This is a genomic window from Rhodococcus sp. 14C212, from assembly GCF_011058195.1.
Classification (GTDB): Bacteria; Actinomycetota; Actinomycetes; order Mycobacteriales; family Mycobacteriaceae; genus Rhodococcus; species Rhodococcus aetherivorans.
This window is the reverse complement of sequence record NZ_JAALEH010000117.1, coordinates 1-13,599: the sequence shown is the minus strand read 5'-3', so window position 1 is coordinate 13,599 and position 13,599 is coordinate 1. Positions and strand designations below refer to the sequence as shown.

The 13,599-nt window shown below is 72.8% G+C and carries 10 protein-coding genes; 7 read left to right on the top strand and 3 right to left on the bottom strand.

Annotated features, from left to right (window positions below; translation table 11 throughout):
- Positions 1 to 204: 204 nt before the first annotated feature.
- Both G6038_RS27735 and G6038_RS27730 read left to right on the top strand, forming a co-directional pair.
- Positions 205 to 714, top strand: coding sequence for a VOC family protein (locus G6038_RS27735; RefSeq protein WP_165041725.1), 510 nt, complete (start codon positions 205 to 207; stop codon positions 712 to 714).
- Positions 715 to 1,695, top strand: a complete 981-nt coding sequence (locus G6038_RS27730) for a pirin family protein (protein WP_165041723.1) — start codon at positions 715 to 717, stop codon at positions 1,693 to 1,695.
- 55 nt (positions 1,696 to 1,750) lie between these two features.
- Here the strand turns inward: G6038_RS27730 and G6038_RS27725 are convergent, their stop codons facing one another.
- Together G6038_RS27725 and G6038_RS27720 are read right to left on the bottom strand one after the other, a co-directional pair.
- Positions 1,751 to 2,818 carry a maleylacetate reductase gene (locus G6038_RS27725; RefSeq protein ID WP_165041721.1) on the bottom strand — a complete coding sequence of 356 codons (1,068 nt, stop codon included), beginning with the start codon at positions 2,816 to 2,818 and terminating at the stop codon, positions 1,751 to 1,753.
- Between the two features lie 43 nt (positions 2,819 to 2,861).
- Positions 2,862 to 3,692 carry a TatD family hydrolase gene (locus G6038_RS27720; RefSeq protein WP_165041719.1) on the bottom strand — a complete coding sequence of 277 codons (831 nt, stop codon included), beginning with the start codon at positions 3,690 to 3,692 and terminating at the stop codon, positions 2,862 to 2,864.
- A 36-nt stretch (positions 3,693 to 3,728) separates the two neighbouring features.
- Between G6038_RS27720 and metG the strand changes: the two genes are divergently transcribed.
- The 5 genes from metG (at position 3,729) to G6038_RS27695 (ending at position 10,008) form a co-directional block, all read left to right on the top strand.
- Entirely contained in the window at positions 3,729 to 5,276 is a 1,548-nt protein-coding gene (gene metG / locus G6038_RS27715) for a methionine--tRNA ligase (protein ID WP_165041717.1), read from the top strand.
- Positions 5,277 to 5,318: 42 nt separating this feature from the next.
- Positions 5,319 to 6,527, top strand: coding sequence for a DUF2786 domain-containing protein (locus G6038_RS27710; protein WP_206025735.1), 1,209 nt, complete (start codon positions 5,319 to 5,321; stop codon positions 6,525 to 6,527).
- Between the two features lie 107 nt (positions 6,528 to 6,634).
- Positions 6,635 to 7,780, top strand: a complete 1,146-nt coding sequence (locus G6038_RS27705) for an FAD-dependent oxidoreductase (RefSeq protein ID WP_206025734.1) — start codon at positions 6,635 to 6,637, stop codon at positions 7,778 to 7,780.
- Positions 7,777 to 8,652 carry an RNA polymerase sigma-70 factor gene (locus G6038_RS27700; RefSeq protein WP_165041715.1) on the top strand — a complete coding sequence of 292 codons (876 nt, stop codon included), beginning with the start codon at positions 7,777 to 7,779 and terminating at the stop codon, positions 8,650 to 8,652. The genes G6038_RS27705 and G6038_RS27700 overlap by 4 nt, the downstream gene beginning before the upstream one ends.
- A 51-nt stretch (positions 8,653 to 8,703) precedes the next feature.
- Positions 8,704 to 10,008, top strand: coding sequence for an aminodeoxychorismate synthase component I (locus G6038_RS27695; protein WP_165041713.1), 1,305 nt, complete (start codon positions 8,704 to 8,706; stop codon positions 10,006 to 10,008).
- On the opposite strand, the gene G6038_RS27690 is transcribed toward G6038_RS27695, so the two are convergent.
- Positions 9,947 to 13,599: WD40 repeat domain-containing protein (locus G6038_RS27690; protein WP_240918788.1), on the bottom strand; the 3,653-nt coding region annotated here is incomplete at its 5' end. The genes G6038_RS27695 and G6038_RS27690 overlap by 62 nt on opposite strands.

The window sequence follows — 13,599 nt, the reverse complement described above, 5'->3', positions numbered from 1 at the left end:
GGGTGACCTTTCGGTGCGGGCGGTGGGGGGCTCGTCCTTCGATCGAAGCCGCGTCCACGGTAGCTGCGCAAGGTTGAAGGTTCAACCTTGGGGTGCACGGCCGCCCCGGCCGCCGAAGGATCGACGCCGAAAAGTCGTTGATTAATCAACGATATGGAGTATGCTCCTCGTCGAAGGGCAATCGCCGGCCGAAGGAGCAACATCGTGGGCACCAGCGTGGAAGAGGAGCGCAGCCGTCGATCCGCGACGCTGCGGGAGGAACTGCGCAGCCGTTACCTCCGGCCCGTCGGCGAGCGGCCCGCGTCGTCCGCCCGCGGGCTGCACCACACCGCGCTCGTCAGCAGCGACGTCGAACGCACCGTGCGCTTCTACCAGGACGTGCTCGAATTCCCCCTCACCGAACTGATCGAGAACCGCGACTACCCCGGTTCCTCGCACTTCTTCTTCGACATCGGCAACGGAAACCTGCTGGCGTTCTTCGACTTCCCCGGGCTCGACGTCGGGCCCTACCGGGAGGTCCTCGGCGGCCTGCACCACATTGCGATCAGTGTCGAGCCCGGCCGGTGGGAACGCCTGCGCACCAAGCTGACCGACGCCGGCGTCGACCTCGTCGAGCACAGTGAGGTCTCGCTGTACTTCCGCGACCCCGACGGCGCCCGCATCGAACTCATCGCCGACCCTCTCGGCGAGATGTACGGAAGCAAGGTCCTGTAAATGAGCAACGTCGACGCCGAACCCACCGAGATCCGCTGCGAATCCGAGCCCGCCCCCACCCGTGTGCAGATCATCACCTCCCGCGAGGTGCCGCTCGGCGGCCCGCGGGCGATGCCGGTCCGCCGCACCCTGCCGCAGCGAGCCCGGTCCCTCATCGGGGCCTGGTGCTTCGCCGACCACTACGGGCCCGACGACGTCGCCGCCACCGGCGGAATGGATGTCGCGCCGCACCCGCACACCGGCCTGCAGACGGTGAGCTGGCTGTTCGCCGGCGAGATCGAGCACCGCGACAGCCTCGGCAAGCACGCGTTCGTCCGCCCCGGCGAACTGAACCTCATGACCGGCGGCCACGGCATCGCCCACTCGGAGGTCTCCACGCCGGCCACGACGGTCCTGCACGGCGTCCAATTGTGGGTGGCCCTGCCCGACGCGCACCGCGGCGCACCCCGCGACTTCCAGCACTATGCCCCCGAACCCGTCCGGATCGAGGGCGCGACCGTGAGCGTGTTCCTCGGCTCCCTCGCCGGGTCCACGTCACCCGTGCACACCTTCACCCCGCTGCTCGGCGCCGAGATCACCCTCGACCCGGGCGCGACCGTCGAATTGGCCGTCGACCCCGGGTTCGAGCACGGTCTGCTCGTCGACACCGGCAGCGTCCGCCTCGCCGGCACCGTCCTCGCCCGCTCCGCGCTCGGCTACGTCGGCACCGGAGTCCCCACGCTCCCCCTGGTCAACCTCACCGACGAACCCGCCCGGGCCGTCCTGCTCGGTGGTACGCCGTTCGGCGAGGAGATCGTCATGTGGTGGAACTTCGTGGGCCGTAGCCACGACGAGATCGTCGCGTTCCGGGACGAGTGGCAGCGCGAGGGGGATCGCTTCGGGCGGGTCGAGGGCTACACCGGGAAGGTGACGCGGCTACCCGCGCCGACGCTGCCGAACGCGCAGATCCGGCCGCGCCGCAACCCCCCGACCGCCCACTGAGCGAGCACACACCGAGCGCGCCCACACCGAGCGAGCACACACCGAGCGCGCACCGTCACTCGGGGCGAACTCCGGCATAGGCGTCCCCCAGCAGGCGCCGCACCCCGACCCGGGTCACCTCTCGCGGGTTGGGGTACTGCCGCTCGGTGGCCAGGTGTGCCGCCTCGTCGAGGTCGCCCTCGGACATCCCCAGTTCGGCCAGCGTCGTCGGGCCGCCCGCCGCCGCCACCAGGTCGAAGACCCCGGCCGGGGCCGTGGGGGTGCCGAGGGCGTCGGCGATGCGGCTCATCACGGCCGGCACCGACGGCGCGTTGAACGCCATCACATGCGGTAGCACCACGGTGTGCGTCGCCGCGTGCGGCAGGTCGAAACTGCCCCCCAGGACATGGCACAGCTTGTGGTGCAAGCCCATTCCCACCGCGCTCAGGCACGTGCCGGCCAGCCACGCCGCGAGCAGCAGGTCCGAGCGGCCCTCCCGGTCCGCGGCGTCGGCGCCGAGGACCGGCACGCCACGGGCGATCGCACGGATGGCCTCGAGCGCCAGTGTGTCGACGATCGGGTTGGCGTGCTCGGCGTACAACGCCTCCACGGCATGCGCCATCGCGTTGATCGCACTGGTCAGCGCCATCGGGATCGGCATCGACAGGGTGAACTCGACGTCGTAGATGACGGTCTCGGGCAGAATGGCCGGCGACGAGTGCGTGGTCTTCACACCGTCCGCGGTTTCCCCGAGGACGGGAGTGACCTCGGATCCGGCATAGGTGGTCGGCAGGATCACCTGGTCCACGCCGGTGCGCACCGCGATCGCCTTCGACAGTCCCGTCGTCGACCCCCCGCCCACGGCGACGACGGCATCGATGTCGTGCTCGGAGACCAGGCTCAGCACCTTCTCGGTGACCGCCACGGGCGTGTGCATGACGGCGCCGTCGAACCGGGCGACCTGCAACCCACCGAGGGCCTTCTCGACGAGTTCCACCTGCGGACGGACGTGCTCACCACCGAGCAGGAGAACCCGGGACCGGTCGAGGCGGCGCACCTCGTCGGCGACCCGCGCCGCGGTTCCCGGCCCGAACACCACCCGTGACGGCTGAGCGTTGTAGACGAAGCTGTGCATGCCGTCCATTGTCCCGGCCGCGCGGGCCGGCCGCCTCGGAACGGCGACACCGTTACGAAAGTCCGTACACCCGTTCGGCGTTCGCGGTGGTCGCGGCGGCCAGTTCGGCCGGGTCCGCACCGCGCACCTCCGCCAGCGCCCGCACCGTGTACGGCAGGCAGTACGACTCGTTGGGCGCGCCGCGGAACGGATGAGGCGTCAGGAACGGGGCGTCCGTCTCCACCAGCACCTGCTCGAGCGGCACCAGCGGGGCCGCGGCACGCAGCGCCGCGGCGTTCCTGAAACTCACTGTCCCGGAGAAGCTGAGCAGGTAACCGGCATCGACGCAGGCCCGCGCCATGTCCGCGTCCGACGAGAAGCAGTGGAAGATCACCGTCTCCGGCGCCCCCTCGTCGTGCAGCACGCGCAGCAACTCGGCGTCGGCGTCGCGGTTGTGGACCATGAGGGTCTTGCCGAGCCGTTTGGCCAGCTCGATGTGCCAGCGGAACGCGTCCTCCTGCTCGATCGGGTCGGCGCATCCGTCGAGCTTGCCGGGCCAGTACAGGTCCAGGCCGGTCTCCCCCACCGCGACCACGCGCGGGTCGGCGGCGAGCTTCTCGATCTCGGCCCGGGTGGCGTCGTCGAGCGCGTTCGCACGGGTGGGGTGGATCGCCACGGCGGCGTAGACCCGCTCGTCCCAATGCGCGGCGTCCACGGCGAAGCGGGCGGCGACGATGTCGTCGGCGACGGTGACCACCCGTCCGACCCCGACCGCGGCCGCCCGGTCGAGGATCGCCGCCACCGACTCGGCGTCGTGCGCGCCGCACGCGTCGAGGTGCGTGTGGGCATCGACGAGAGGCGAGAGCGGCTGCGGAGGCTCGGGCGCGGGGCGGGTTCGGCTCACGGCCCATACACTATCTACCTATAAAGTGGACGCACCATGACTGCTCCTGCCGCCTCCCGCCCGCCGTTCTACCTGACGACCGCGATCGCTTACCCGAACGGCGCCCCGCACATCGGCCACGCCTACGAGTACATCTCCTCGGACGCGATCGCCCGGTTCAAGCGCCTCGACGGCTTCGACGTGTTCTTCCTGACCGGCACCGACGAGCACGGCCTGAAGATGCAGCAGACGGCGGCGAAGGAGGGTCTGGACGTACGGGACCTCGCGGCCCGCAACTCCGGGGTGTTCGAGGCCATGGACAAGTCGCTGAACATCTCCTTCGACCGGTTCATCCGCACCACGGACGCCGATCACCGCGAGGCGAGCAAGGCCATCTGGCAGCGCATGGCCGACAACGGCGACATCTACCTCGACACCTACTCGGGCTGGTACTCGGTGCGCGACGAGGCGTTCTACGCCGAAGCCGAGACGACGGTGCTCGAGGACGGTGCGCGCATCGCCACCGAGTCGGGCACCCCGGTGGAGTGGACGGAGGAGTCGACGTACTTCTTCCGGCTCTCGGCGTATCAGGACAAGCTGCTGAAGCTGTACGAGGAGCGACCGGACTTCATCGCCCCCGCCACCCGGCGCAACGAGATCGTCAGCTTCGTCTCCGGCGGGCTGAAGGATCTGTCGATCTCGCGCACCACCTTCGACTGGGGCGTGCCGGTGCCGGACCACCCCGAGCACGTGATGTACGTGTGGGTGGACGCGCTCACCAACTATCTGACGGGCGCGGGCTTCCCCGACACGGAGGCGGAGTCGTTCCGCCGCTACTGGCCCGCGAACCTGCACATCATCGGCAAGGACATCACCCGGTTCCACACCGTGTACTGGCCGGCGTTCCTGATGTCGGCCGGAATCGAGCTGCCCGAGCGGGTGTTCGTGCACGGCTTCCTGTTCAACAAGGGCGAGAAGATGTCCAAGTCGGTCGGCAACGTCGTCGACCCGCTCGAGATGGTCGATCAGTACGGCCTCGATCCGCTGCGCTTCTTCCTGCTGCGGGAAATCTCCTACGGCCAGGACGGCAGCTACAGCCACGAAGCGATCGTGACCCGCATCAACGCGGACCTGGCGAACGAACTCGGCAACCTGGCGCAGCGCTCGCTGACGATGGTCGCCAAGAATCTCGACGGCGTGGTGCCGACCCCCGGCGACTTCACCGAGGACGACCGCGCGTTGCTCGCGCAGGCCGACGCTCTGCTCGAGAAGGTTCGGGCCGAGTTCGACGTGCAGGCGCTGCACCTCGCACTGGAGACGATCTGGCACGTCCTCGGCGAGACGAACCGGTACTTCTCCGCGCAGGCACCGTGGGTGCTGCGCAAGACGGACCCGGCCCGGATGGCGACGGTGCTGTACGTGACGCTCGAGGTCGTACGGATCGTCGGCCTGCTCGTGCAGCCGGTGATGCCCGATTCGGCCGCGAAGATCCTCGACCTGGTGGGCCAGGACCCGCAGGCGCGGCAGTTCGCGGACATCGCCACCCGCCTCGCCCCGGGCACGCAACTGCCCGCTCCGGCCCCGGTGTTCCCGCGGTACGAATAGGCGTCCCGCCGCCTGTCGGTGGCCTCGTGCACACTCCCGCGCATGGGGCGAGATAGAACACACTTTCGACAGGCGGCGCCTGGGTCCGACGCATCGGACGAGGTCTTCCACCTCGGCACCCGGCCACTTCTCGACGAACTGTGCGCCGCGTACGAGCGCGGCTGGCAACCCGCCGACGTGCTGCACGTGACGGCCCGTTCCGGCGATGCCACGGACGTCCCGCTGGCGGCCGCCGTGGTGCTGTACGACGCCCGGCGCAGCCACGCGGCCGACCGGGCGCCCGTGGACTGGGTGCAGCAGCTCGGTGTGATCGCCGAGCGCTGTCCCGGTGCCGTGCGGATCGCCGAGCGGGTTCCGCCCGACGCACCGGTGCGCGACCTCGGCGCGGAACTGCTGCGCGAGCTGCCCGGCCTGTCCCGCTTCCAGGTGATGGGGCTGGCGTTCGCCTGGAAGTACCTGCCGCGGTTCGCCCCTCTCCTGCCGCCGCCGTCGCAGTGGCCGCCGTTGCGCCCGGCCCCCACGGCCGGCGAATCCCTGTGCCCGGACCCGAAGGTGCTCGCACGGATCCGCGGCCTCCTGGCGAAGGCCGAGTCCACGGACTATCCGGAGGAGGCCGAGACCCTCACCGCCAAGGCGCAGGAGCTGATGACCCGGTACGCGATCGGCGCGGCCCTGCTCACCGGCGCCGACACCGGCGCCGCGCGGGCGCGCCGCGTGCACGTCGACAACCCGTACGCGAAGGAGAAGGTGCTGCTGCTCACCGCGATCGGGAACGCGAACCGCACGCGCACGGTGTGGTTCACCAAGGTCGGGATCGCCACGATCGTCGGCGCCGACGTCGACCTGGAACAGGTCGAAGTGCTGTTCACGTCGCTGTCGCTGCAGGCGAGCCGGGCCATGCGCGCGGCCGGGACCGAGGGCCGCACCGGCGGCGCGACCGGGACCGAGGGCCGCACCGGCGGCGCGGCGACGGCGTTCCGGCGCGCCTTCCTGGCCGGGTACGCATACCGGATCGGCGAACGGCTGCGGCAGGCCGACGTGTGCGCCACCGCGGCCGCCGCGGCCGACGCGAGCATGGCCGTCACGCAGCTCGCCCCGTTGCTGGCCCGTCGCTCCGAGGCCGTGGACTCGGAGTTCCGCCGGTTGTTCCCGACGACCCGGTCGACGCGCACACGCAGCGTCGACGCCGAGGGGTGGTTCGCGGGCCGGGACGCGGCCGAGTCGGCCTTCCTCGACCCGGGTTCCCCGTAGCGGCCCGGCCGTGTGAGCACTGCCACGCCGCACCTGTCACATTCGCAGGCCGGCCGGTGTCCCATGCACGACCGCGGAGATCGTCGACAACAGAAGGGGTGGTCAGGATGGCAACCGACGTGGTGGTGCTCGGGGCCGGGTACGCGGGCGTGATGGCAGCGAACCGCATGCTCGCCGCGCATCCGGAGGTATCGGTGACGGTCGTCAACCCGCGACCGGTGTTCGTCGAGAGGGTGCGGCTGCACCAGCTCGCGGCGGGGTCCGGTGCGGCCGCGCACGACCTCGCCGAGGTGCTGCACCCGGCGGCGGTCGTGCACCTCGGCACCGCGGTGCAGATCGGTGCGGATCGTGTGCTGCTCGCCGACGGGACGGCGCTGCCGTTCGACGTCGCGATCTACGCCGTCGGCAGCGGCGCCGGCGTGCCCGCGATCCCGGGCGCCGACCGGCTGCACTCGCCGGCCGAGTTCGAACGCGCCATGGACACCGCCGCCGCGCTTGACGGCCTCGGCGACGGTGCCGGCGTGGTGGTCGTCGGCGGCGGGCTCACCGGCGTCGAATCGGCCGCCGAGATCGCCGAGGCGCATCCTGACCTGACCTGCACCCTCGTCGGGGACCCCGTCGCCCACCTGCCCGGTGCCACCCGGCGGTTCGTCGCCGCGCGGCTGCGACGGCTCGGTGTCCGGGTGCGGCCGGGCCGGGTCGTCGCGGTCACCGAGCGGGAGGTGCTGCTCGCCGACGGCGAAGCGGTGCCCGCGGAACTCACGATCTGGGCGGGCGGCTTCACGGTGCCCGACCTGGCCCGGCGGAGCGGGTTGCCGGTCGACGGGACCGGTCGGCTCCGCGTCGACGCCACCCTGCGGAGTACGGGCGCGGCGAACGTCGTGGGGGTGGGCGACGCGGTGACCGTGGACGGCCAGGATCACATCCGTATGAGCTGCCAGGCGGCGCTGCCGCTCGGCGCGCACGGCGCGGACACGGCGTGGGCGCTGCTGGCGGGCACGGACCCACAGCCGCTGTCGCTCGGGTTCGTGGCGCAGTGCATCTCGCTGGGCCGCACCTCCGGCGTCGTGCAGCTCACCCGCCCGGACGACACGGCCCGCGGTGGCGCGCTGCGCGGTACGTTGGGCGCATTCGGCAAGGAGATGGTGGTGCGCGGAACGGTGTGGACACTGCGCCGGCAGGCCCGGGGGCACGGCTATCCCTTCCCGAAGGGACCGGCCGCCGCGCCCGATCCGATCGCGGCGCCGCGATGACGCACGACGAGCTGTTCACCCGGCACCGCGGCCTGCTGTTCGGCATCGCGTACGAGATCACCGGCAGCGTCGCCGACAGCGAGGACATCCTGCAGGACAGCTACCTGCGCTGGGCCGAGGTGGACCTCGACGAGGTCGCCAACCCCCGGGCGTATCTGAGCCGCGTGGTCACCCGGCAGGCGCTGAACGCGCTGCGCACCGCGCAGCGGCGCCGCGAGGACTACGTCGGGCCGTGGCTGCCGGAGCCGGTACGCACGGCGCCGGACGCCGCCGAGGACGTCCTGCTCGCGGAGTCGGTGTCGATGGCGATGATGCTGGTGCTCGAGACCCTCGGCCCGCTCGAACGGGCGGTGTTCGTGCTGCGCGAGGTGTTCGGATTCGACCACGCCCAGATCGCGGCGGCGGTCGGCAGGCCGGAGGCGACGGTGCGGCAGATCGCCCACCGCGCCCGGAACCACGTGCACGCGCGGCGCAAGCGGTACACGGCGTCCGGCGCGGAGACCCGCCGGGTGGTCGAGGAACTGCTCGCCGCCGCCGGCACCGGCGACGTGGAGGCGCTGATGAAGGTGCTGTCCCCGGACGTGGTCTACGTCGCCGACGGCGGGGGCAAGGCCACGGCCGCACGGGTTCCGGTGTCCGGGGCGAAGCAGGTCGCGCGGCTGTTGCGGAACCTGGGGCGCAAGCCCCTGCCCGACATGCGATTCGAGTTCGCGGCGTTCAACGGTCTGCCCGCGCTGGCGGTGTACTCGGCCGAGCGGCTCGACCTCGTCATGATGATCGAGATGGACGCGGGCCTGGTCACCGGCCTGTATGTGGTGCGGAACCCGGACAAGCTCGGCGCGGCGGACAGGGTGATGCCGCGGGTCCGCTGAGCGCCCGGGTGTGATTCGGCCCGGTCCGGCGGCGCATGGGAGGCTGTGCCCATGCGGATGGAACGGCTCGGCGGCGGGGGTAGCCCGGCGCAGGTGCTGCGGCTGCTCGGCGCCCGCGCCGAGGCGGCGGGAGCGCCCCCGCCGGCCGCACTGACCGGCACGTGGTTCGGCGCGGCGGCGGTCCTCGCGCCCCGGGTCCACGCCGTCGCCACCCCGCCTTCCGACGCGTTCGTCCTGCGCGACGGCCCGTCCCTGCGCACCGGCGACGACGGGCCGGTCGTCGGCGGGGGCTGGATCGGCTACCTGGCGTACCCGGACCGGGCCCCCGCCCACCCGGCGCTGCCTCGCGCGGCCGGGGGGTGGGCGGACACCGTGCTGCGGCTCGACCACGACGGCTGCTGGTGGTACGAGAGCCTCACCGACGCGCCGTGCCCGGCCGGGCTCGCCGCCGCCGTCCGCGAGGCGCCCGAGGCGTCCGGTCGGGCGCCGTGGCGCATCGACTGGACCGCGCCGGACCGCGGCGCCCACCGCCGCGGCGTGCGGCAATGCCTGGACGCGATCCGGGCCGGCGAGGTCTACCAGGCGTGCGTGTGCACTCGCTTCACCGGCGCCTGGTCGGGCAGCCCCCTGCACTTCTTCGCCGACGGGATCGAGCGCACCGCGCCGGCCCGGGCCGCCTACGTCGCGGGCGGGTGGGGGGCGGTCGCGTCGCTGTCGCCGGAGTTGTTCCTCGCGCGCCACGACGACCGGGTGACGTCGAGCCCGATCAAGGGCACGCTCCCGATCGGCGCGGATCCGGCCCGGCTGCGCGCGTCCGTCAAGGACGTCGCGGAGAACGTGATGATCGTGGACCTCGTGCGCAACGACCTCGGACGCGTCGCCGAGACCGGAACCGTCACCGTGCCGGATCTGCTCGGGGTGCATCCGGCCCCCGGGGTCTGGCACCTGGTGTCCACCGTCGCGGCCACGCTGCGGGCCGGTGTGGACACCGCGCAGTTGCTCGGGGCCGCGTTCCCGCCGGCCTCGGTGACCGGCTGTCCCAAGCTCCGGGCGCGGGAGTTCCTGCAGGTGTGGGAGCCGCACCCGCGGGGCGTGTACTGCGGCACCGTGGGCATGGCCAGCCCGCTCGCCGGGCTGGAACTCAACGTGGCGATCCGCACCGTCGAGTTCGGCCGCGGGGACGCGGACACGCCGGGGTCGTGTGGTCTCGGCGTCGGCGGTGGCATCACCATCGATTCCGATCCGGACGCCGAATGGCAGGAGTGCCTCGACAAGGCCGCCAGCATCCTGGCGCTCAGCCCCCGCACACCGTCCGGCCGGCCACCGGCAGATCGGACTGCGGCAGCGATGCGGTGATCCGGCCCGTCGTCGCCGCGCAGATCCGCGCGATGATCGACTCGACGTCCAGGCCCCAGGTGCGCACCATCCCGTCGCCACCCGCCGCGATCACGGCGTTGCTGCCCGGCAGGAAGCCGACCTGCCACCGCCCGACGCCGACGTCGGTGATCGGGCCGCCCACCGGGTGCATGTCCTCCGGGTCGCCGACGTGCCACAGCCGCACCGTGCCGTCGTCGCTGCCACTGACCACCTCGTGGCCGTTCGGCGTCACCGACACCGAATAGACGGTGCCGGTGTGCCCGCGCAGCGCCTCGGGGCGGACGGTGAACGATCCGTCGGGTCCGCGGTCCCACACGCGGACCGTGTGGTCGTCCCCGCCGGTGGCGAGGACGTTGCCGTCGGCGCTGAACGCGAGGGCGTTGACGCCGGTGGCATGGCCGTCCGACACCGGCACCGCGACCGGGGCCGCGGGATCGGCGACGTTCCAGGCGTAGAGCGAGCCGTCCGCGCTCGCCACCACGAGGTGCCGCCCGTCCGGCGCGAACGCCGCCGCGCGGACGAGGTTCGTCGGACCCCGCAGCGGCGCCCCCCGGCTCACCGGACGCGCCGGATCCGACACGTCCCACAGCACGAGGGAGTGGTCGTCGTCTCCCGTGACGAGGGTGGTGCCGTCGGGGCCGAATGCGAGTTCGGACGTGAACCGGGTCTCGGTCACGATCGGGTTCGCCCAGAGCCGCGGAACGGTGGGGTCCCGGACGTCCCACAGGTGGACCTCGCCGTCCGTCGTCGAGGCCGTGGCCAGGGTCGCGGCGGAGGGCGACAGGGCGGTCGTCACCGCACCCCCCAGCGGTCGCGGGCGGTTCACGGCACCGAGCGGTGACCAGCGCCCGTCGGAGCCGATCCGCCACAACGGCACGGTGGGGTTGTAGCCCCCGGTCGCGACGAGCGAGCCGGTGCGGTCGATGGCCGGGAGGGTCAGGGCGGAATCCGCGACCGGCACGCGTCCGCGCGGCAGCGTCCAGACCCGGATGGTGCCGTCGTGACCGCCGGTGACCAGCGCGGCACCGTCGGGGGTGAACGCGAGCGCCGGGACGCCGCCGCCGTTGCCGGCGAGGGCCGGCCGCATCTCGTCGACCGCTCGCGTCTCCGAGTCGATCGACCACAGCTTCGCGGTCCCGTCCCACGACGCGCTCGCCAGGGTGCGGCCGTCGGGTGCGAACGCCACGGTCCACACCCCACCGGTGTGGGCCTGCACGGGCGGGCCGACCGGCCGCACCGCCCCGGGCTCGGCGGTGTCGAAGAGCGTGAGGACGCCGTCGTCGCTGCTGACCGCGAGGGTCCGGCCGTCGGGGGCGAACGCGACGGAATGCGCCACGTCGCGGAAGCCGGTCAGCGGCTCGCCGAGCGGCGCGGCGGCGGCCGGGTCGGTCAGGTCCCACAACCGCACCGAGCGGTCGTCGCTCGACGTGGCCAGCACGGTGCCGCCGGGGTGGAACGCCACGGTCCGCACGGCCGCCCCGTGCGCGGGCAGGACGGTGCGGGGAAATTCCCGCGTCCGGGGTTCGCTCGTGTCGACGAGCACCACCGACCCGTTGTCGTACGGGACGGCGAGCAACCGACCGTCCGGGCTGAACCGCACGTTGTGGACGACCTCCGGCACGAGCACCTCGGCGGTGAGCAGGGCGACGGGCCGATCGCGATCCGTGACGTCCCAGATCCACACCGCACCCGTCGCCCCACCCGCCGCGAGCAGGGTGCCGTCCGGGCTGAACGAGACCGATGCCAGATACTCGGGCTCGTCCGACACCAGCGCTCCGAGCGGCCGCGGGGCGGTCCGGTCGGACAGGTCCCACAGGCGCACGCTGCCGTCGTCGCTGGCCGAGGCGAGGGTCGAACCGTCCGGCGTGATCGCCACCCCGTAGACGGGACCGCTGTGGCCTTCGAGAGGCAGCGCCAGCGGCATCTGCTCGGTCGCGACGAGCCGCGAGTACGCGACCTCGCTGTCCGGCCGCAGCTGCCACGCCGCGAGCGCCAGCTGGGCCGCGGTGGACGGGTCCCGCTCGCGCATGGAGTCGGCGAGCGCGACGACCTGCTGGAACTGGGCGGCACTGCGCTCGGCCTCCGCGCGGTTCTTGCCCGCCCAGGCCAGCGTCCCCATCACCACCGCGACGATCGTGGACAACACGAGGGCGGCGATCGCGCCGTTGCGGATCCGGGCCCGCCGGCGGATCTGCCGCCGCGATTCCCGGAGGAAGGCCACCGCGGTCGGGCTCAGCGCGGCCTCGACGCCGACGGCCTGCGTCCGCCCCGCGAGGTCCCCGGCCTCGTGCTCGGCGATGAGGTCCATCCGGCCGCGCTGGTAGAGCAGGTCCGCGTGCCGCCGTCCCGCGACCCAGCCGGCGGCGTCCGCCTCGATCTGCTGGCCCAGGGCCGCGTACGAGCGGTCCGCCTGGATCCAGGACTTCAAACGCGGCCAGGCGTCGATCACGGCGTCGTGCAGCAGCTCGACGCTGCCGGCGTCGACGACGAGGACGCGAGCGGTGACGAAGTGGTCGACCACCCGGCGCCCCGCGTCGCCGTCGTCTCCGGCCACGGCGAGCAACCGGTCCAGCGGACGTCGGATCTTCACGTCGGTGCCGGTGTCGGTCACGTAGACCAGGTGCACGAGCATCGCGCGAGCGAGGCGCCGGCCACGGTCGTCCAGCTCCTCCCAGGCGCGTTCCGCGCTGGCGGCGATCGATCCGCGCACCCCGCCGGTGGCTCGGTAGCCGGCCACGGTCAGGTGGCCGCCGCGCCGGCGTTCCCACAGGGTGTCGAGCAGGTGGGACAGCAGCGGTAGCTCCGCCCCGCCGACGTCGTCGGCGGTCAGCACGCCGAGGTCGTGCAGGATCAGCTCCACCAGCCCCGCCTCGAACCGCAGGCCGAGCAGCCGCGCCGGTGCGGAGATGACCTCCACCAGGTCATCGCGGGTCAGGGGCTGGACCGTCTTGCTGTGCCGCTCCAGCGCCCGGGCCAGCACGGGATACGTCACGGCCCGCTCGTAGAAGTCCGACCGCAGCGTGGCCACCACCGAGATCGGGGTGTCGCCGTCGCCCACGGTCGCGGCCCGATCGAGGAGCGCCAGGAACGCCGAGCGTTCGGCCGGGTCCTCGCAGTGGGTGAACAGTTCCTCGATCTGGTCGACGACGATCAGCAGGCCCGAGCTGCCCTGACGGTCGGCGGCGGCGCGCAGCCGTGCGACGGCGGAGGGCCCGTCCGCGTCCGAGATCTCGGCGAGTTCGGGTATGCACTCGACGAGCTGCGCCACGGGGTGCCGCCCCGGAGTCAGGACCACCGGCCGCCAGCGGTCGTCGCGGCACAGTTCCGGGATGAGGCCGGCCTGCACGAGCGAGGACTTGCCGACGCCGGAGGCGCCGGTCACCACCACGATGCCGTGCCCGTGGGCGGCGACGACGGTCTCGACGAGCTCGCGCACACTCCGGCTACGGCCGAAGAACAGCTGTGCGTCGCGCTCGCGGTACGCCTCGAGGCCCCGGTAGGGCCGCATGCCGGTGGGCGGCGCCGCGGCAGGCGCCTCGGACGTCTCCGCCCGGGCCCTGCACCCCCAGC

Coding starts and splice junctions, on each gene's coding strand:
- G6038_RS27725 (WP_165041721.1), bottom strand. CDS start 2,818: ATGGACGGCATGCACAGCTTCGTCTACAACGCTCAGCCGTCACGGGTG.
- G6038_RS27700 (WP_165041715.1), top strand. CDS start 7,777: ATGACGCACGACGAGCTGTTCACCCGGCACCGCGGCCTGCTGTTCGGC.
- metG (WP_165041717.1), top strand. CDS start 3,729: ATGACTGCTCCTGCCGCCTCCCGCCCGCCGTTCTACCTGACGACCGCG.
- G6038_RS27710 (WP_206025735.1), top strand. CDS start 5,319: ATGGGGCGAGATAGAACACACTTTCGACAGGCGGCGCCTGGGTCCGAC.
- G6038_RS27705 (WP_206025734.1), top strand. CDS start 6,635: ATGGCAACCGACGTGGTGGTGCTCGGGGCCGGGTACGCGGGCGTGATG.
- G6038_RS27695 (WP_165041713.1), top strand. CDS start 8,704: ATGCGGATGGAACGGCTCGGCGGCGGGGGTAGCCCGGCGCAGGTGCTG.
- G6038_RS27730 (WP_165041723.1), top strand. CDS start 715: ATGAGCAACGTCGACGCCGAACCCACCGAGATCCGCTGCGAATCCGAG.